At 57.8% G+C, this 19,200-nt stretch carries 15 protein-coding genes; 8 read left to right on the forward strand and 7 right to left on the reverse strand.

Going from position 1 to position 19,200, the window contains the following annotated elements; translation table 11 throughout:
* Nucleotides 1–186 precede the first annotated feature (186 nt).
* Nucleotides 187–2,868, forward strand: a complete 2,682-nt coding sequence (gene acnA, locus C1Y43_RS00240; protein ID WP_104186578.1) for an aconitate hydratase AcnA — start codon at nt 187–189, stop codon at nt 2,866–2,868.
* A 72-nt stretch (nt 2,869–2,940) separates the two neighbouring features.
* On the opposite strand, the gene ribA is transcribed toward acnA, so the two are convergent.
* The gene (ribA, locus tag C1Y43_RS00245; RefSeq protein ID WP_058758620.1) at nt 2,941–3,534 is read right to left on the reverse strand and encodes a GTP cyclohydrolase II; all 594 of its coding nucleotides are present in this window, start codon (nt 3,532–3,534) and stop codon (nt 2,941–2,943) included.
* Nucleotides 3,535–3,764: 230 nt separating this feature from the next.
* Between ribA and pgpB the strand changes: the two genes are divergently transcribed.
* The 5 genes from pgpB (at nt 3,765) to yciH (ending at nt 7,373) form a co-directional block, all read left to right on the forward strand.
* Nucleotides 3,765–4,529 (forward strand): phosphatidylglycerophosphatase B, encoded by a 765-nt coding sequence (gene pgpB / locus C1Y43_RS00250; protein WP_021505947.1) that lies wholly within the window; start codon nt 3,765–3,767, stop codon nt 4,527–4,529.
* A 126-nt stretch (nt 4,530–4,655) separates the two neighbouring features.
* The gene (locus C1Y43_RS00255; RefSeq protein WP_058771279.1) at nt 4,656–4,961 is read left to right on the forward strand and encodes a LapA family protein; all 306 of its coding nucleotides are present in this window, start codon (nt 4,656–4,658) and stop codon (nt 4,959–4,961) included.
* Nucleotides 4,962–4,967: 6 nt separating this feature from the next.
* The gene (lapB, locus tag C1Y43_RS00260) at nt 4,968–6,137 is read left to right on the forward strand and encodes a lipopolysaccharide assembly protein LapB (RefSeq protein ID WP_058758617.1); all 1,170 of its coding nucleotides are present in this window, start codon (nt 4,968–4,970) and stop codon (nt 6,135–6,137) included.
* A 205-nt stretch (nt 6,138–6,342) separates the two neighbouring features.
* Nucleotides 6,343–7,050 carry an orotidine-5'-phosphate decarboxylase gene (gene pyrF, locus C1Y43_RS00265; protein WP_104186579.1) on the forward strand — a complete coding sequence of 236 codons (708 nt, stop codon included), beginning with the start codon at nt 6,343–6,345 and terminating at the stop codon, nt 7,048–7,050.
* Nucleotides 7,050–7,373 (forward strand): stress response translation initiation inhibitor YciH, encoded by a 324-nt coding sequence (yciH, locus tag C1Y43_RS00270; RefSeq protein WP_021505951.1) that lies wholly within the window; start codon nt 7,050–7,052, stop codon nt 7,371–7,373. Before pyrF ends, yciH begins: the two co-directional genes overlap by 1 nt.
* A 69-nt stretch (nt 7,374–7,442) precedes the next feature.
* On the opposite strand, the gene osmB is transcribed toward yciH, so the two are convergent.
* Nucleotides 7,443–7,658 (reverse strand): osmotically-inducible lipoprotein OsmB, encoded by a 216-nt coding sequence (gene osmB / locus C1Y43_RS00275; protein ID WP_031279061.1) that lies wholly within the window; start codon nt 7,656–7,658, stop codon nt 7,443–7,445.
* A gap of 383 nt (nt 7,659–8,041) precedes the next feature.
* Between osmB and araD the strand changes: the two genes are divergently transcribed.
* Together araD and C1Y43_RS00285 are read left to right on the forward strand one after the other, a co-directional pair.
* Nucleotides 8,042–8,740: an L-ribulose-5-phosphate 4-epimerase gene (araD, locus tag C1Y43_RS00280; RefSeq protein WP_021505953.1), complete on the forward strand. Its 699-nt coding sequence runs from the start codon at nt 8,042–8,044 to the stop codon at nt 8,738–8,740.
* 293 nt (nt 8,741–9,033) lie between these two features.
* Nucleotides 9,034–9,900: a crotonase/enoyl-CoA hydratase family protein gene (locus tag C1Y43_RS00285; protein WP_021505954.1), complete on the forward strand. Its 867-nt coding sequence runs from the start codon at nt 9,034–9,036 to the stop codon at nt 9,898–9,900.
* A 15-nt stretch (nt 9,901–9,915) separates the two neighbouring features.
* Here C1Y43_RS00285 and pdeR read toward each other — a convergent pair whose 3' ends face one another.
* From pdeR to C1Y43_RS00310, 5 genes are all read right to left on the reverse strand, one after another.
* Complete coding sequence (pdeR, locus tag C1Y43_RS00290; RefSeq protein ID WP_058758614.1) at nt 9,916–11,901, reverse strand: cyclic di-GMP phosphodiesterase; 1,986 nt, start codon at nt 11,899–11,901, stop codon at nt 9,916–9,918.
* 153 nt (nt 11,902–12,054) lie between these two features.
* Entirely contained in the window at nt 12,055–12,351 is a 297-nt protein-coding gene (locus C1Y43_RS00295; protein ID WP_058774631.1) for a YbdD/YjiX family protein, read from the reverse strand.
* The gene (locus tag C1Y43_RS00300; protein ID WP_059012964.1) at nt 12,344–14,410 is read right to left on the reverse strand and encodes a carbon starvation CstA family protein; all 2,067 of its coding nucleotides are present in this window, start codon (nt 14,408–14,410) and stop codon (nt 12,344–12,346) included. The genes C1Y43_RS00295 and C1Y43_RS00300 overlap by 8 nt, the downstream gene beginning before the upstream one ends.
* A 184-nt stretch (nt 14,411–14,594) precedes the next feature.
* Nucleotides 14,595–16,529 (reverse strand): exoribonuclease II, encoded by a 1,935-nt coding sequence (locus tag C1Y43_RS00305; protein ID WP_104186581.1) that lies wholly within the window; start codon nt 16,527–16,529, stop codon nt 14,595–14,597.
* Between the two features lie 126 nt (nt 16,530–16,655).
* Entirely contained in the window at nt 16,656–18,965 is a 2,310-nt protein-coding gene (locus C1Y43_RS00310; protein ID WP_104186582.1) for an FdhF/YdeP family oxidoreductase, read from the reverse strand.
* Nucleotides 18,966–19,200: the final 235 nt, after the last annotated feature.

The following is a 19,200-nucleotide window of genomic DNA, read 5'->3' on the forward strand; positions in this document are numbered from 1 at the left end:
CTGTAATTCGCTAATCCTGCCAGTTAACGCTTTCTGAATGCCCTGACATTAGTCAGGGCATTTTTCGTTGCGGTTTTGTGTGTCAATTCGTGTTGTTATCAAAACGTTAACGAAAATGTGGTCTATCTTTAAGCTAAACCTTGCACTCTCTGAGGTTTAGCAGAAGAGCCCATAAAAGGAGGAGTTATGTCGTTAACGTTACGTGAGCAGAGTCAGGATGCGCTGGAAGTAGGGGCAAAAAAATATCATTACTACAGCTTGCCGAAAGCCGCTCAGCAGGTCGGTGACATCGATCGCTTACCAAAATCCCTCAAGGTTCTGCTGGAAAACCTGCTGCGCTGGCAGGATGAAGATTCCGTAACGGCAGCAGATATTCAGGCGCTGGTGGCGTGGCAGCAAACTGCACATGCCGATCGCGAAATTGCTTATCGTCCGGCGCGCGTATTAATGCAGGATTTCACCGGTGTACCGGCCGTGGTTGACCTTGCGGCGATGCGTGAAGCCGTTAAGCGGCTGGGCGGTGATGTGGCGAAAGTTAACCCGCTGTCACCGGTCGATCTGGTGATTGACCACTCGGTCACGGTCGACCATTTTGGCGATGACGATGCATTTGAAGAAAACGTGCGCCTGGAGATGGAACGCAACCACGAACGCTATGTTTTCCTGCGCTGGGGGCAAAAAGCCTTTAACCGTTTCCGCGTCGTGCCGCCGGGCACCGGTATCTGTCATCAGGTCAATCTGGAGTACCTCGGTAAAGCCATCTGGCATGAAACGCTGGACGGCAAAGAAGTAGCTTATCCGGATACGCTGGTCGGTACCGATTCCCATACCACCATGATTAACGCCCTGGGCGTGCTTGGCTGGGGCGTGGGCGGCATTGAAGCTGAGGCCGCCATGCTGGGCCAGCCGGTTTCAATGCTGATTCCCGATGTGGTGGGTTTCAAGCTGACCGGCAAACTGCGTCCCGGTATCACCGCCACCGACCTGGTATTAACCGTGACGCAGATGCTGCGCAAGCACGGAGTGGTCGGTAAGTTTGTCGAATTCTACGGTGATGGACTGGCCGATCTGCCGCTGGCGGATCGCGCAACCATCGCCAACATGGCGCCGGAATATGGTGCAACCTGCGGTTTCTTCCCGATTGATGAAGTAACGCTCAGCTACATGACGCTCACCGGGCGCGATGCGCAGCAGGTTGAGCTGGTGGAAGCCTATGCAAAACAGCAGGGGCTGTGGCGTAAACCGGGCGATGAGCCCATCTTCACCAGCACGCTGGCGCTGGATATGGCCGAGGTCGAATCCAGCCTGGCCGGTCCGAAACGTCCGCAGGACCGCGTATCACTTGGTGATGTGCCGGCGGCGTTTGATGCCAGCAACGAGCTGGAAGTGAATCACGCGCAGAAGCCGCACAAAACCGTCAGCTATCGGGACAGCGAAACCGGCGACTCAATTCAGCTGGATGATGGTGCCGTGGTGATCTCCGCGATTACGTCCTGTACCAACACCTCGAACCCCAGCGTCTTAATGGCGGCTGGCCTGCTGGCGAAAAAAGCCGTCGAGCGCGGACTAATGCGTAAACCCTGGGTAAAAGCCTCGCTGGCACCAGGATCAAAAGTGGTGTCGGATTATCTCGCCGTGGCGCAGCTGACACCGTACCTCGATGAGCTGGGCTTTAACCTCGTGGGTTACGGCTGTACCACCTGTATCGGTAACTCCGGCCCGCTGCCGGATGAGATCGAAAGCGCCATCAAAGAGGGCGATCTGACGGTGGGTGCCGTATTGTCCGGCAACCGTAACTTTGAAGGGCGCATCCATCCGCTGGTGAAAACCAACTGGCTGGCGTCTCCGCCGCTGGTGGTGGCGTATGCGCTGGCGGGTAACATGAAGATCAACCTGCAGACTGATCCGATCGGTCAGGATCAGCAGGGCAATGATGTCTATCTGCAGGACATCTGGCCATCGCCGGAAGAGATTGCCGCATCGGTGCAGAAAGTCACCAGCGACATGTTCCATAAAGAGTATGCCGAGGTGTTCGACGGTACGCCCGAGTGGCAGCAGATCAAAGTCAGCGAAGCCGCCACCTACGACTGGGATGAAGGCTCCACCTATATCCGGCTGTCCCCGTTCTTTGACGATATGGAAAAAACGCCGCAGCCGGTGCAGGACATCAGTGGCGCGCGCATCCTGGCGATGCTCGGTGATTCGGTGACGACCGACCATATCTCCCCGGCTGGCAGCATTAAAGCGGAGAGTCCGGCGGGGCGTTATCTGCTTGCGCACGGCGTTGAGCGTAACGACTTCAACTCGTATGGTTCACGACGCGGCAACCACGAAGTCATGATGCGCGGTACGTTTGCCAACATCCGTATTCGCAACGAAATGGTGCCCGGCGTCGAGGGCGGTTATACCCGGCACTATCCGAGCCAGGAACAGCTGGCCATCTACGATGCGGCGATGAAGTATCAGGAGGAGGGCGTGCCGCTGGCAGTGATCGCCGGGAAAGAGTACGGCTCCGGCTCCAGCCGCGACTGGGCGGCGAAAGGTCCGCGCCTCCAGGGCGTGCGCGTGGTGATTGCCGAATCGTTCGAGCGTATTCACCGCTCTAACCTGATCGGCATGGGCATTTTACCGCTGGAGTTCCCGACGGGCGTAACGCGTAAGACGCTGCAGCTGACCGGGGAAGAGCGTATCGACGTGGCAAATCTGGCGCAGCTGCAGCCCGGCTGCGGCGTCCCGGTGACGCTGACGCGGGCTGACGGCAGTCAGCAGACGCTGGAAACCCGCTGTCGTATCGATACCGGTAATGAGCTGACCTATTACCAGAACGACGGCATCCTGCATTATGTGATACGCAATATGCTCAACTAAAAAACAAAGCCGGGCATGCCCGGCTTTATTTATTGACGCAGAAAGTGCATGACGCGAGAGCGCACCGCCGCGTTACGATTTTGGCAGCAGATGTCCCATCTTTTCGGCTTTCGTATCGAGATAGTGCGCATTTTTTGGGTTACGGCCAACGATCAGCGGCACGCGCTCAACGATATTGATACCCGCTTCTGACAGTATCTCCACTTTGCGCGGATTGTTGGTCAGCAAACGCACTTCATTGATGCCCAGCAGTTTAAACATGTCGGCGCACAGGGTGAAGTCACGCTCATCGGCGGCAAAGCCCAGCTGATGGTTCGCTTCCACCGTGTCGTAGCCTTTGTCCTGCAACGCATAGGCGCGAATTTTGTTCAGCAGCCCGATATTGCGGCCTTCCTGACGATGGTACAGCAGCACGCCGCGTCCTTCTTCCGCAATGGCGGTCAGCGCGGCTTCCAGCTGGAAGCCACAGTCGCAGCGCAGGCTGAACAGCGCATCGCCGGTAAGACATTCGGAGTGGACGCGCGCCAGCACCGGATTGTGATCGCTAATATCACCATAAACCAGCGCGACGTGGTCGTGGCCGGTTGCCAGTTCTTCAAAACCAACCATCAGGAAATCTCCCCATGGCGTGGGCAGTTTGGCTTCTGCTACCCGTTTCAGCTGCATGTGACTCTCCAGAACCTTCAGAGGATGCGCTATCATCATGATAACGCACGGGCCCGACTGGCCCGACGAAACTGCCGATATTGTGCCACAACCTGAACCAGGGCCGCTAATCAGTCAGAGTGATTGTAGTGATAAAGCACAATTATCTAAGCCGCAACGGGTATGTTATTCTTTTTTCAACTAAAGTTATGCAATACGCCTGTCAGGTCGGGAAACAATAAAGGGACAAGATGTTAAAAATTGTGCAACGCACCACGCTGGGCGCGTTTTTATTACTGCTGATGCCGCTGGGCGTATGGCTTTCCGGCTGGCAGTGGCAACCGGGGGAGAGCGGGCATCTGTTGCGCGTGCTGTTCTGGATCACCGAAACCGTCACCAGTCCGTGGGGCACGCTGACCAGCCTGATTCTGAGCGGCTGGGTATTGTGGTGCCTGCGCTTTCGCCTCCGGCCGGCCATTCTGTTGTTGATTATCATGAACGGCGCGATTCTTGCCGGTCAGTCGACCAAAACCTTTATCAAAGAGCAGGTGCAGGAGCCGCGGCCGTATGTGGTCTGGCTTGAGCACAGCCACGGCGTCAACGAACAGCAGTTTTATCAGCTGAAACGGCAGCAGCGCGGCGAAATGGTGTCCGCCTTGCTCGCCAATGACACAAAGCTGCCCGCCTGGTTAAAAAATCACTGGGCGTTTGAGACGGGCTTTGCTTTTCCGTCTGGCCACACCATGTTTGCCGCCAGCTGGGCGCTGCTGGTGATTGGCCTGTTATGGCCGCGCCGGCATGTTGTCACGGTGGTGGTGCTGTTTGTCTGGGCTACGCTGGTCATGGGCAGCCGGCTGGTACTGGGCATGCACTGGCCGCGCGATCTGGTGGTCGCGACGCTAATCTCGTGGCTGCTGGTGACGCTGGCAACCTGGCTGGCGCAGCGCTTTTGTGGCCCGCTCAGCGTGCCGCCGGAAGAGCAGCGTGAGATTGCCGGGCGCGATGACGGATTGTAATTTCTCCCTTTGCCCCCATATGATTGATTGTACTTGCAGAAAGGGCACTAACTGCTGCGCGGATAAGCAGCAACGGCGGCACTTTTTTGGCATACTCTACCGGATAACCTCACGACAGGACGCATTGTGAAATATTTGCTGATTTTTCTCGTGGTTTTGGTCATTTTCATCATCTCCGTCACGCTCGGAGCGCATAATGACCAGATTGTCACCTTCAACTATCTGCTGGCGCAGGGCGAATTCCGCATTTCAACCTTGCTGGCCTGCCTGTTTGGTGCCGGATTTTTGCTGGGCTGGGCGATCTGTGGCCTGTTCTGGCTGCGCATTCGTGTTTCGCTGGCGCATGCACAGCGCAAACTGAAACGTATGCAGGCGCAAAATGAACAATCTGCTGCGGTAAATAGCACCTCCACTGCAGTGCGTCGGGATTAATGTTCGATGCTTGAATTGCTGTTTCTGCTTCTTCCTGTCGCGGCGGCGTACGGCTGGTATATGGGCCGCCGCAGCGCGCAACAGGATAAGCAACAGGAAGCTAACCGTCTGTCACGCGAATACGTGGCAGGGGTCAACTTTCTCCTTTCTAATCAGCAGGATAAAGCGGTCGATCTGTTCCTCGATATGTTGAAAGAGGACAGCGGCACCGTTGAAGCCCACCTGACGCTCGGTAACCTGTTCCGTTCGCGCGGCGAAGTCGACCGTGCCATCCGCATCCACCAGTCGCTAATGGAAAGCGCGTCGCTTACCTACGATCAGCGTTTGCTGGCCATTCAGCAGCTGGGACGCGACTACATGGCCGCCGGCTTGTACGATCGCGCCGAAGACATGTTCAGTCAGCTGATCGATGAAACCGATTTTCGCATCAGCGCGCTGCAGCAGCTGCTGCTGATTCATCAGGCGACCAGCGACTGGCAGAAAGCCATCGAGGTGGCGGAGCGGCTGGTAAAACTCGGTAAGGATAAGCAGAAGGGCGAAATCGCCCATTTCTACTGCGAGCTGGCGCTGCAGGCGCTGAGCAGTGATGACCTCGATCGTGCCATGAGCCTGTTGAAAAAGGGTGAAGCGGCCGACCACCAAAGCGCGCGCGTTTCCATCATGATGGGACGTATCCTGATGGAGCAGGGCGAATATGCGAAAGCGGCGCAGCGACTGCAGCGCGTGCTGGAACAGGACAAAGAACTGGTGAGCGAAACGCTGCCGATGCTGGAAACCTGCTATCAGCGGCTGGAGCAGCCTGACAGCTGGGCGCAGTTCCTGCAACGCTGCGTTGAAGAGAACACCGGGGCCGCGGCGGAACTCTATCTGGCGGACATTCTGGAGCAGCAGCAGGGGCCGGAAGCGGCGCAGCTCTACATTAACCGTCAGCTGCAGCGTCATCCCACCATGCGTGTATTCCATCGTCTGATGGATTTCCACCTGCACGAGGCGGAAGATGGCCGCGCCAAAGAGAGTCTGATGGTGCTGCGGGATATGGTCGGCGAGCAGATTCGCACTAAACCGCGCTACCGCTGCCAGAAGTGTGGCTTCACCGCACACGCCCTCTACTGGCACTGCCCATCGTGCCGCGCCTGGTCTTCCGTTAAACCGATTCGCGGACTCGACGGCCAGTAAGCTGGCCGCGTTCGGTGATTATTCATAACGCATAGTAGTTACAACATACTTATAGAGAAATTATCATCCACATTTCAGCACTGTGCATCGCCTCGTCAAACAGCAAGGCAATCGCCGTCGCAACGTTGTCGTGGCCGGGTTGCACGGGTAGAATGCTTGCCGTTTGTCCATCGCGCCTGCGGGTGCCAGCCTCTGAGGAAACGTTATGCCTGTTACTCACTCACCGATTCTGGTGGCACTCGACTATCATGATCTCAATAGCGCACTGCAGTTCGTTGACCGTATCGATCCGGGCCAGTGCCGTCTGAAAGTGGGTAAAGAGATGTTTACCCTGTTTGGGCCGTCGCTGGTGAAGACGTTGCATGCGCGCGGTTTCGAGGTATTCCTCGATCTCAAATTTCATGACATCCCGAACACGACGGCACATGCGGTCGCGGCGGCAGCGGATCTCGGCGTGTGGATGGTCAACGTGCATGCCAGCGGCGGGGCGCGGATGATGAATGCGGCACGCGAAGCGCTGCTGCCGTTTGGCAGTGATGCGCCCTTGCTGATTGCGGTAACGGTGCTGACCAGCATGGACGAAGACGATCTCAAAGGTCTTGGCATCACCTTATCGCCGGCGCAGCAGGCTGAGCGTCTGGCACGGCTGACACGCGAATGTGGTCTTGATGGCGTGGTGTGCTCGGCGCAGGAAGCCGCGCACTTCAAACAGGTTATTGGGCAGGATTTCGCGCTGGTCACGCCGGGTATTCGCCCGGCGGGGAGCGAGGCCGGCGATCAGCGTCGCATCATGACGCCGCAGCAGGCACAACAGGCCGGTGTGGATTACATGGTGATTGGGCGACCGATCACCCAATCTGCCGATCCGGCGCAGACGCTGCAGCAAATCCTGCACAGTTTACAGGAGGGCTAATGGCTCAGGACAATCCGCTGGTTTACTCCACCGAAACCGGCCGTATTACACATAGCGAAGAGAAACCGCAGCGACCGAAAGGCGATGGCATCGTGCGCATTCAGCGCCAGACCAGCGGGCGTAAAGGTAAAGGCGTGTGCCTGATCACCGGCATCGATCTCGATGATGACGCGCTGGCAAAGCTGGCGGCCGAGCTTAAGAAGAAGTGCGGCTGCGGCGGGGCGCTGAAAGAGGGCGTGATTGAGATTCAGGGCGATAAGCGCGATTTGCTTAAAACGCTGCTGGAAGCCAAAGGCATGAAGGTTAAACTGGCGGGCGGTTAATGAAAGCGGGCCACGCAAGGTGGCCCGATGTGACGTAGATGCGCTGCGTAGCCTGCTACAATATTATTATTAATCAACCTGATGGCCAATAATGCCGCCCACCGCAGCGCCACCGACAGTGCCCAGCGCGCTGCCGTTGGTGAGCACCGATCCACCAATAGCACCGGCACCGGCGCCAATCGCCGTGTTGCGGTCACGTTTTGACCAGTTGGAACAGCCGCTCAGGGCCACCACTAACGTCGTTGCCAGCACGGCAACTGTCACGCGTTTCATTGTTGTAGTCATGGACATCTCCTTGATGGTTTGCTCAGAGGCAACTCGTTAAGTATAGATGTTACGCCCTGAAGTTGTTCGCCCAATGCACTCAGGCGGTGCTTTTCCTTCAGCCTGCACGCTGGCGCGCAACCACTTGCGCGCGTTGTTCACGCTGCTGGCAAAAACCATTTTGGTACCGCCGCAGGCTTGAGATAATTCTAGGCGTAAGCGGATGTGTATGCAGAAAGAAAACTCTGAAATCCCGACGTGGTGTCCGCATCCGGATCCCGTATCAAACCCCACACTTTGCCCGCTTTAGCCACTTTCCGCTGTTAATCCAGCCATTCCCTCCATAACATTTTTACCGGTGGCTCCGCACAATTCAGTAATGACTGTATGGCGGAGAAAACACAATGCTGGAAGCGCTGAAACAGCAGGTTCTGGAGGCCAATCTTGACCTGCCGCGTTACAACCTGGTGACCTTTACGTGGGGCAATGTCAGTGCGGTAGACCGCGAGCGCGGGCTGCTGGTGATCAAACCCTCGGGCGTTAAATATGAGCAGATGCAGCGCGACGACATGGTGGTGGTCGAACTGGAAAGCGGCAATGTCGTGGAGGGCCAGCTGCGGCCATCCTCGGATACCGCGACACACCGCGCACTGTATCTGGCGTGGCCGGAGATTGGCGGCATCGTGCATACCCATTCGCGCCACGCCACCATCTGGGCGCAGGCGGGCAGGGACATTCCGGCGTGGGGCACCACGCACGCTGATGATTTTTATGGCACCATTCCCTGCACCCGTGCCATGCAGCGGGCAGAGATTGAGCAGGAATATGAATGGCACACCGGCCAGGTCATCATTGAAACCTTTGCGCAGCGCGGCATCGAGCCCGGCGCGATTCCTGCTGCGCTGGTGAACTCCCACGGGCCGTTTGCCTGGGGTAAAGACGCACATAGTGCGGTGCACAGTGCGGTGGTGCTGGAAGAGGTGGCCTATATGGCGCTGCACACTGAGCAGCTGCGCGCGGAGCTGCCGCCTATCGCCCAGACCCTGCTTGACCTGCACTATCTGCGCAAGCATGGGAAGAACGCCTGGTACGGGCAAGGCTGAGCGCGTGATGTTGTCTCAAGGCACCGGCGGGTGCCTTTTTTATTTAAGGGGATTGCGTGCCCGGACGAGACGAGGACTATGGATGCTGTCGTTTATTCACTATGCGTTAAGCGTATTTATGCGCTTGCCGGCTGTTGCGCCGTCATTAAGTAAGCCCGCTAATCTTTCCTCAGGCAGGGGCTCGGGGATCTCTCTGGATTTTACGTTATAAATCAAACTCTCATTTGGTCTGGCCTCACTCTGCATTACGCTGATGTGGCGTTTAACGCATCACATAAATAGAGGATGAGACGATGACAGTAATTAACCAACCAACCTGCCGCCTGTTTACCGAAGTCGGTCAAACCACACAGCTTGCCGCCTATTATGAAGAAGGTCGACACACCATGTGGATGATGCTGCGCGCGCAGCCGCGCCCCAGTTTCAACCACGAATTAATCGAGGAGATTATGAACCTGAGCTACGCCGCCCAGCGTTCCGGTCTGCCGATTGATTTCTGGGTGACCGGATCGCTGGTGCCGCAGATGTTTAACGCCGGGGGCGATCTGCGTTTCTTTGTCGAATGCATTCGCAACAACCGCCGTGAAGCACTGCGCGCCTACGCCCGCGCCTGTGTTGACTGCATCCATTCGGCGGCCCGCGGGTTTGATACCGGCGCAGTGACGCTGGCGATGATTGAGGGCAGTGCCTTGGGCGGCGGTTTTGAAGCGGCGCTGGCGCACCACTTCATTCTGGCGCAGAACAGTGCGCGTATGGGCTTCCCGGAAATTGCCTTCAACCTGTTCCCCGGCATGGGCGGCTACTCACTGGTGGCCCGCCGCTCCGGGATGAAGCTGGCCGAAGAGCTGATCTGTGAAGGGGAGTCGCACAGCGCAGAGTGGTATGAAACCCGTGGTCTGGTCGATAAAGTATTCCAGCCCGGTGACAGCTACCGCACCACGCGTACCTTTATCGATACGCTGCGGCCAAAACTGAATGGAGTCCGTGCCATGCTGAAAGCGCGACAGCGCGTGCTGCAGCTGTCACGGGCAGAACTGATGGATATTACTGAGGATTGGGTCGACTATGCTTTCACGCTGGAACCGAAAGATATTGCCTACATGGAACGTCTGGTACAGCTGCAAAATCGTCACAGCGCATCACTGCGTAAAGCCGGTTAGCAGTACGCTAAGACGTTAAACGCGGGCAGGATGCTTAGCCAGCCAATGCCCGAGCTGCTCTGCGGGCATTGGTTTCGCATAATAATAACCCTGACGCCCATCGACACCGTTGGTCAGCACAAACTTCTCTTCGGCTTTGGTTTCGATGCCTTCGGCAATGACCTGTAAATCCAGGGCTTTCGCCACGGCAACGATCGCGCGCACCAGCGACTGCGATACCGGTTGCTTGTTAATATTGCGCACAAAACTTTGATCCAGCTTAATCGCATCGATCGGCACGCGCGCCAGCTGGGAGAGCGAGGAGTAGCCCGTGCCGAAATCATCCAGATGCACCTGTGCGCCTAACTCCTGAAACTGTTTCATCAGCTTCAGCGCACCGGCCTCGTTCTCGATCAGGCAGCTTTCCGTCAGCTCGATGTCTATCGGGCACTCACTGATGCCCGCTTCGCTCAGCGCCTGTTTCAGGTCGCTGTAGATGCTCTGGTCGATCAGCTGCTTGGCGGAAACGTTCACTGCGACACGCAGGTAAATGCCTTCGCTGCGCCATTTTACGATTTGCTGCAACACGTTCAGCATCACCCAGCGCCCGAGCGGCACAATCAGTCCGGACTCTTCCGCGTAAGAGATGAAATCGCCAGGCGGCACCAGGCCGCGTTCAGGTGAATTCCAGCGCACCAGCGCCTCGGCACTGCGCACTTCACCGTCGCGATCGATCTTCGGCTGATAGTGCACCACCAGATGATCCTGCTCCAGCGCTTTGCGCAGATTGGTATCCAGCCACAGATATTCAAATACGCGCTGGTTCATCTCGCTGGCGAACACGCAGAATTTGCCGCGCCCGTTCTCTTTAGCGTGGTACATCGCGGTATCGGCATTACGAATCAGACTTTCGCGATCTTCACCATGCAGCGGGGCGAGGGCGATACCAATCGAGCAGCCGCTGTAGACTTCGATCAGCCCGATACGGAACGGCTGACGCAGCCGCTCCAGAATGCGTGAGGCCATCGCCTCCAGCGCCGCCTGACTGGTGTGCTCAGCCAGTACCACAAACTCATCACCGCCGAGGCGCGCCAGCGTCTGGTCCTTGCCGAGACAGCTGAGGATCGCCAGCGACACCGCCTGCAGCAGCTGGTCGCCAAACATATGGCCGTAGGCATCGTTTACCTTTTTAAAATTGTCGAGATCGAGGTAAACCACGCCGGTCTGGCTGCCGTTAGCCAGCTCCAGTGCCAGGCTAATTTGCTGATGGATAGCGTTGCGATTCGGCAGGCCCGTCACCGTGTCGGTATTGGCCATAACGCGTAAGCGCTCCTGCGCCCGACGCTCTTCTGTGATGTCGGTTCCGGAACAGATGAGGAAAATTTCATTTTTTCCGCTACCGCTGTGGACGAACTTATTACGAAACAGAAACAGTCGCTGACCTTTTCGGGTTTTAACCCAGCGCTCCACTTCGTAGGAGTTGCCGTCGCGAAAGAAGCCGGCAATGTTGCGGCGCGACGCCTGCGCTTCCTGTTTGGTCATAAACAGCTGAAACACATTGCGGCCAATCACTTCCTGCTCTTTCAGGCCGGTGTACTCTTCGCTCAGGCGGTTAAAACGCTGAATGTTGCCGCGCTGATCGAGGATGACGATCACCGAATTCGCTTCTGACACCACCTGTTCGGCGAAGGAGAGGCCAAGGGTTAAATCGCGCGCCACCGACGAGGTATCGCCCCAGGCGGATGCGGTACCGGCCCAGGTGGACTGATTCACTTTACGGCCGACAAAGTGCATCGGCACCGGCGAGCCATGCAGTGAAAGGGTCAGGTTGATGCTGGAAGTAATTACCGTCATGGCACGCAGCAGACTGGCCTGAGCCGGCGTCAGGGGCACCGCCATATTGGTATTGGCATTTTCATCTTCGGCAAAATGCAGCGCATCGCTATCTGAAGTTAAACGCCAATGAGGGCTGGTTGTGCCAAACAAGGTATATAGCAACGTTTGCCCTTGTTCATCGGTCATGGAAACTTCCTCCGGAGGAATGCGCAGCAGGGGTATCTCATTATTTTAGCAACAGTATTCAACCTCCTGCGCCAGCACAAGATGCAAACTGAATATATTTTTGTTTTTATTAAAGAATGGCACGAAAAAGCCCCGGATTCCGGGGCTGAAAGGTTAGCAGGGGCACTTGCCGAGTTTGCCCGCCTGGCTGGGAAAACGCGCCTCCAGGCAGTAACGATGGAAGGCGCGCTCATCCATGGGGGTCTGTTCCGGATGTTTTTCGCGCATATGCTTCAGATAAGTTTGATAGTCGTGCACGCCCACCATTAACCGGAAGCTCTGCTGTAATCCCTGCCACAGACGCTGCCAGCGTGAGCGCGGCGCGGCAGGGGCGCGGGCAGCGAGCGGTAAGCACTGCTGAATTTGCCAGCCCGCGTGCGGCTTTTTCCAGCGTAAAATGGCCTCAGACATTGCGCACCTCCTGACGCAGTGACACGTCCGACTCATGGGTGGTCGGCACTGAACTGCGCAGCGCGCGCCGGATCACGAAGAACGCCGCAATCAGCATGGTAACTGCGACCAGCATGAAAAAGCCGCACAGCGCCGCGTTGATCTGGTTGCTGAACACGATGGTTTGCATGTCGGCCACGGTTTTCGCCGGTGCGATAATCACGCCCTCATCGAGACCTTTACGGAACTTACTGGCCTGCGCGAGGAAACCAATTGACGGCTTCTCATGGAAAATTTTCTGCCAGCCGGCGGTCATGGAGGTGATAAACAGCCAGGCGGTAGGCACAATCGTCACCCAGGCGTAACGCTGCTTTTTCATTTTGAACAGCACCACGGTACCGAGGATCAGCGCCATCGACGCCAGCATCTGGTTACCGATGCCGAACAGCGGCCACAGGGTGTTGATGCCGCCGAGCGGATCGACCACGCCCTGATACACGAAGAAACCCCAGCCCGCCACCGCCACGGTGGTACCGGCCATGTTCCCGAGCCACGAGCGGTTGTTAGCCAGCGAAGGCACCACGGTCCCGACCAGATCCTGCACCATAAAACGGCAGGCGCGGGTACCGGCATCCACGGCGGTGAGGATAAACAGCGCCTCAAACAGAATGGCGAAGTGATACCAGAACGCCATCATTGCACGGCTGTTAAACACCTCGGTGATGATATGCGCCATCCCGACGGCAAACGTCGGTGCGCCACCGGCGCGGGAGAGAATGGTGCTTTCGCCCACTTCGCCGGCGATACCGCTCAGCATCTCCGGCGTCACCACAAAGCCCCAGCCGTTAATTACCTGAGACGCGTTCTCCACCGTGGTGCCAATCAGCGCCGCCGGTGAGTTCATGGCAAAGTAGACGCCCGGATCGAGCACCGAGGCACAAATCAGCGCCATGATCGCCACAAAGGACTCCATCAGCATGGCGCCATAGCCGATAAAGCGAATATGGCTTTCGCGCTCCACCAGTTTTGGCGTCGTACCGCTCGACACCAGCGCGTGGAAGCCGGAGATCGCGCCGCAGGCAATGGTGATAAACAGGAACGGGAACAGCGCGCCGGAGAACACCGGCCCCGTGCCGTCGATAAAGCGCGTCACCGCCGGCATCTTCAGTTCCGGCATGGCGAACAGAATGCCCACCGCCAGCCCGATGATCACGCCGATTTTCAGGAAGGTGGAGAGGTAATCACGCGGCGCCAGCAGCAGCCACACCGGCAGTGACGAGGCAACAAAACCGTAGATCACCAGCACCCACGTCAGCTCGGTGCCTTTCAGGGTAAAAATCGGTCCCCAGTACGGATCGGCCGCCACGTCACCGCCGTAAATGATCGCCGCCATCATCAGCACAAAGCCGATGATCGACACTTCGGCGATTTTACCCGGGCGCAGAAAGCGCATATACACGCCCATGAACAGGGCAATCGGAATGGTGGCGGCGATGGTAAACAGCCCCCACGGACTGTTAGCCAGCGCTTTCACCACCACCAGCGCCAGCGCGGAGAGAATAATGATCATCACACCGAGCGCACCGAGCATGGTGACCACGCCGGCGAACGAGCCCAGTTCCTGGCGCGCCATCTCACCCAGCGAACGACCGTCGCGGCGCGTGGAGATAAACAGCACCAGAAAATCCTGCACCGCGCCGGCCAGCATCACGCCGACCAGAATCCAGATGGTGCCGGGCAGAAAACCCATCTGCGCCGCCAGGATCGGCCCGACCAGCGGACCGGCACCGGCGATCGCGGCAAAGTGGTGGCCAAACAGCACCCATTTGTTGGTAGGAACATAGTCCAGCCCGTCATTGAAGCGCTCTGCCGGCGTGCGGCGCCGGTCGTCCAGCTCAAAAATGCGCCTGGCGATAAACAGGCTGTAGAAGCGATACGCGATGCTATAGCAGGCGACGGAGGCGATCACCAGCCAGACGGCATTAACGTGTTCGCCGCGACTGAGCGCCAGCATGGCGAACGCCGCCGCACCAATTAACGCCACCGCTAACCAGATCAATCCGGTTCTGACGTTGTTCATGAGTTAACTCCTTGTAGGGACCGGGAAAAAGGCGATCGGAATACAACAAGTTAAAAGTAATGTAATGAATTGTTAACGACAGGGAATCGGATCAGAAGTGTGAAGCGGGAAACAAATTTAACAACTGTTCAGGCGGGCGGGGAAAAATGCGGGATAACGGCTGTTATCCCGCACGATTTCATGCTCAGGCGGCCGGACGGGCCACCACGCTGCGTGTTTCCATGCGCACTTCGGCGATGGTCACATCAATCACATCGGTCACGCGGTAGGCCACTTCACCTTTGATCTGCACGGTGCCGCTCTCCTGCGAGCACACCAGTTCGTCACGTACGGCGTGAATGAACGGGGCAGGGATAAAGGCGACCGCACCGTTCTCCAGCAGGCGCACGCGCATGCCGCCGCGCGAAACGTCGATGATCTCCGCGCTGAATTTGCGGTCAGTGCCGGCAAACGGCGCGAGGAAGCGCGCGTACAGCCAGTCACCGACATCGCGCTCGGCCATGCGGTTGAGACGGCGACGCTCACTCATGATCAGGGTCACGTCATCCTGTGGCCGCGCAATGCTTTCGCCGCGCACGATAGCCTTCAGCAGACGATGGTTGATCATATCGCCGAATTTACGAATCGGTGACGTCCAGGTCGCGTAGGCTTCGAGGCCGAGACCAAAGTGCGGGCCCGGTTCGGTGCTGATTTCGGCGAAACTCTGGAAACGACGAATGCGGCTGTCGAGATACTGGGTTGGCTGCGCATCAAGCTGACGACGCAGCTGACGGAAGCCTTCCAGCGTGGTAATGGCCTGCGGATCAACCGTGATACCGTGACCAGCCAGTACCCCAGCCGCCTGTTCCGCGTTCGCCTGGTCGAAACCGGTGTGCAGGTTGTAGATACCGAAGCCAAGCTTCTCCTGCAGCACTTTAGCGGCGCAGACGTTGGCGAGGATCATCGCTTCTTCCACGATGCGGTTAGCGATGCGGCGCGGTTCCGCAATAATATCCAGCACTTCGCCTTTCTCACCGAGCACGAAGCGGTAGTCAGGGCGATCTTTGAACACCAGCGCGTGCGTCTGACGCCACTCGCCACGTGCCAGGCACAGGCGATGCAGCAGGCGAATCTGCTGCGCGATGGTGTCATTTTCCGGCTGCCAGCTGCCGCTGTTCTCCAGCCAGTCCGACACTTCGTCGTACACCAGCTTGGCTTTGGATTCGATCCACGCGGCAAAGAAGTGGGCATCGTCAGCCAGGCTGCCATCCGGCAGCACAGTAACGCGACACACCAGCGCCGGACGCCTGACGTTAGGGCGCAGCGAGCAGACATCATCTGACAGTTCGCGCGGCAGCATCGGGATATTAAAGCCCGGCAGATAATTGGTGAAGGCGCGTCTGGAGGCCATCTGGTCGAGTTCGCTGCCGGCAGCAACGTAAGCGGTCGGGTCGGCAATAGCGATGGTCAGCGCCAGCTTACCTTCTGCCAGCTCTTCAACATACAGCGCATCGTCCATATCTTCGGTGCTGGCGCTGTCGATGGTGACAAAGATCAGCGCGGTGAGATCTTCACGCTGCAGCTGTTCGTCCAGCATCTCGCCAAAGCCCACTTCCGGCGCTTCGCGCTCCAGATTGTGGCGCGACAGCGTGACCCACCACGGTGCGAGGTGATCGTCCGCGGTGACAACAAATTCGGTCAGTTCGGCATAGAAACCGCGATCGCCTTTCAGCGGATGGCGGCGCATCTCTGCCACAGCCCAGTCACCGTTCTGGAAATCGTGGGTCAGGCCACGCACCGCACGGCACTGAATCGCGTCTTTCAGCAGCGGATGATCCGGCACGATAGACAGGCGGTCATCTTTTTTCTGCACGCGGCCGACAAAGCGCGTCAGGAACGGCTCAATCAGGGTTTCCGGCTCCGCGCTCTCGCGGTCTTTATCAGTGTGGATCACGGCGGAAATGCGGTCGCCGTGCATCACTTTCTTCATCTGCGGAGGGGGAATGAAGTAGCTTTTCTGAGCGTCAACTTCGAGGAAGCCAAAGCCTTTTTCCGTGCCTTTCACAACACCTTCGGCGCGCGGGGTCTGCGCGTGAAGCTTCTCTTTCAGCTGCGCGAGCAGCGGGTTATCCTGGAACATAATATATTTAGTTTCGTGGCCTAAGAGCGGTGGACAGTTTTACGCGAATCAGGTCCGCGCGGCAAGGCTAAAACAGGCGAAAAAGCCGCTTTACGCGGCTTTTTACTTTCTGGTAACGCGGAGAACTCAGGCGATACGCTGGGTGGGCGCGGCGGCGGTCAGCGCCAGCTTCACCGGTACCGATTTGGAGGTGGGCGTGCCGCTGCCGTCACCGTAGCTGGAGAGCGGTACCAGCGGATTGGTCTCCGGATAGTAGGCGGCGAGGTTACCGCGCGGAATATTATACGGCACCAGCTTAAAGCCGCTGACGCGACGCGTCAGACCGTCATTCCACAGGGTTTCAATGTCGACCAGCTGCCCTTCGCTGAAGCCGAGGGACGCCATGTCGTCCGGGTGGATAAATACCACTTCACGCTGACCGTACACGCCGCGATAGCGGTCATCCAGGCCATAAATGGTGGTGTTGTACTGGTCATGCGAGCGCAGCGTCTGCAACGTGAACGGCACTTCAACGTCATTGCCCAGCTGCGGGAACAGCGAGGTCGGCAGTGCCGTCGCGCTGAATTCTGCCTGACGCGATGGCGTATTGAAGCGCAGTTCTGCGGCAGCGTTACCGAGGTAAAAGCCGCCGGGAATATCACACTGACTGTTAAAATCAGCGAAGCCGGGGATGGTCGCCGCAATGTGATCGCGAATGACGTTATAGTCAGCGGCCATGCCGAGCCAGTCGATGTGGTCGCTGCCCAGCGTCGCGTGCGCGATACCGGCCACAATGGCTGTTTCCGAACGCTGCGTTTCCGCCAGCGGAATGCCGACACCTTCTGAGGCATGCACCATGCTGAACGAATCTTCCACGGTGATGAACTGGTTGCCGCTGGCCTGGCGATCGCGCTCGGTACGGCCCAGCGTCGGCAGAATCAGGCCTTCGTGGCCCGGTACCAGATGGCTGCGGTTCAGCTTGGTACTGATGTGCACCGTCAGACCACAATGCTGCAGCGCTTCTTCGGTAACCGGTGAGTCCGGCGCCGCCGCGGCGAGGTTACCGCCCAGCGCAATCAGCACTTTGACTTCATCACGCAGCATGGCGTTGAGCGCTTCAACCGTGTTATGACCGTGCTCGCGCGGCGGTTCAAAAGCAAAATGCGCGCCCAGCGCATCGAGGAACGCTTTCGACGGTTTCTCGTCGATGCCCATGGTGCGGTTACCCTGCACGTTACTGTGGCCACGCACCGGGCACAGGCCCGCGCCTTGTTTGCCGAGCTGGCCAAACAGCAGCTGCAGGTTAACGATTTCCCGTACCGTATCGACCGAGTGTTTGTGCTGAGTGATGCCCATCGCCCAGGTGATGATCACCCGTTCGGCGCTCTGGTAAATGGCGGCGGCTTCGCGAATCTGCGCTTCGCTCAGGCCCGACTGCTGCACAATCTGCTCCCAGCGGGTGTCGTCCACGGCGGCCAGATACTGCTCAACGCCCTGAGTATTGGCGTCAATAAAGGCCTGATCGAATATGCCTTTTTCACCGGCAGCCAGCCGTTTACGCTGCTCCTCCAGCAGCGCTTTGACCATGCCGCGCACCGCCGCCATATCACCGCCGAGGTTGGGCTGATAATAGGCAGAACTGATGTTGCCGGCCATCGACGTCACCACTTCCAGCGGCTTCTGCGGATCGGCAAAACGTTCCAGGCCGCGCTCGCGCAGGGTATTGAAGGTCACAATTCTGGCGCCGTGATCGGCGGCGTGACGCAGGCTGTGCAGCATGCGCGGATGGTTGGTGCCGGGATTCTGGCCAAAGACAAAAATCGCATCAGCGTGGTCGAAATCGTCCAGGCGAATGGTGCCTTTACCGACGCCAATGCTGCGTTTCAGTCCGGTGCCGCTGGCTTCGTGACACATGTTGGAGCAGTCAGGGAAATTGTTGGTGCCCAGCACGCGACCAAACAGCTGGTACAGCCACGAGGCTTCATTGCTGGCGCGACCGGAGGTGTACAGCTCCAGCTGATCCGGATGATCCATCGCCTGCAAATGCTGCGCGATCAGCGCGAAGGCGTCATCCCAGCTAATCGGTTCATAGTGATCGGTCGCGCTGTTGTAGCGCATCGGGTGGGTCAGGCGGCCCTGATACTCGAGGAAATAGTCGCTCTGCTGATACAGGGTGCTGACGCTGTGCTGGGCAAAAAATTCTGGCTCAACAACGCGGCGCGTCGCTTCCCAGGTCACGGCTTTCGCGCCGTTTTCACAGAAGCTGAAGGTGCTCTTGTTATCATCGCCCCAGGCACAGCCCGGGCAGTCAAAGCCGCGCGCTTTGTTCATGCGCATCAGGTTACGCATGTTTTTCAGGGCGGCTTTACTGTCAAGGACAAAACGGGTGGTGGCTTCCAGCGAGCCCCAGCCGCCCGCAGCGGCGCGATAGGGCTGAATCTTACGTTTAAATTTCATGATAGTCGCAGGCTTATTGTTTATGAATTGTTATCAGAATATGACTTCTGTTGGTGAGAAGTGTGCGACTGACGGCAAAAGTTGTCTAATTGATTGACTTAATGGTGCGATAGTTAACGTTTATCGCGCGCCAGGGGTAAAAGCGTGATCGCCATCATAAATTATCGGCTGTCGCGCGCCGGCGTGTAAGTGCGCGGCCAAATAGTGGCTAATAATTGCTCTTTCCGTTAGCAAA

The organism is Pantoea sp. ICBG 828, assembly GCF_002928355.1.
Lineage (GTDB): Bacteria > Pseudomonadota > Gammaproteobacteria > Enterobacterales > Enterobacteriaceae > Pantoea > Pantoea dispersa.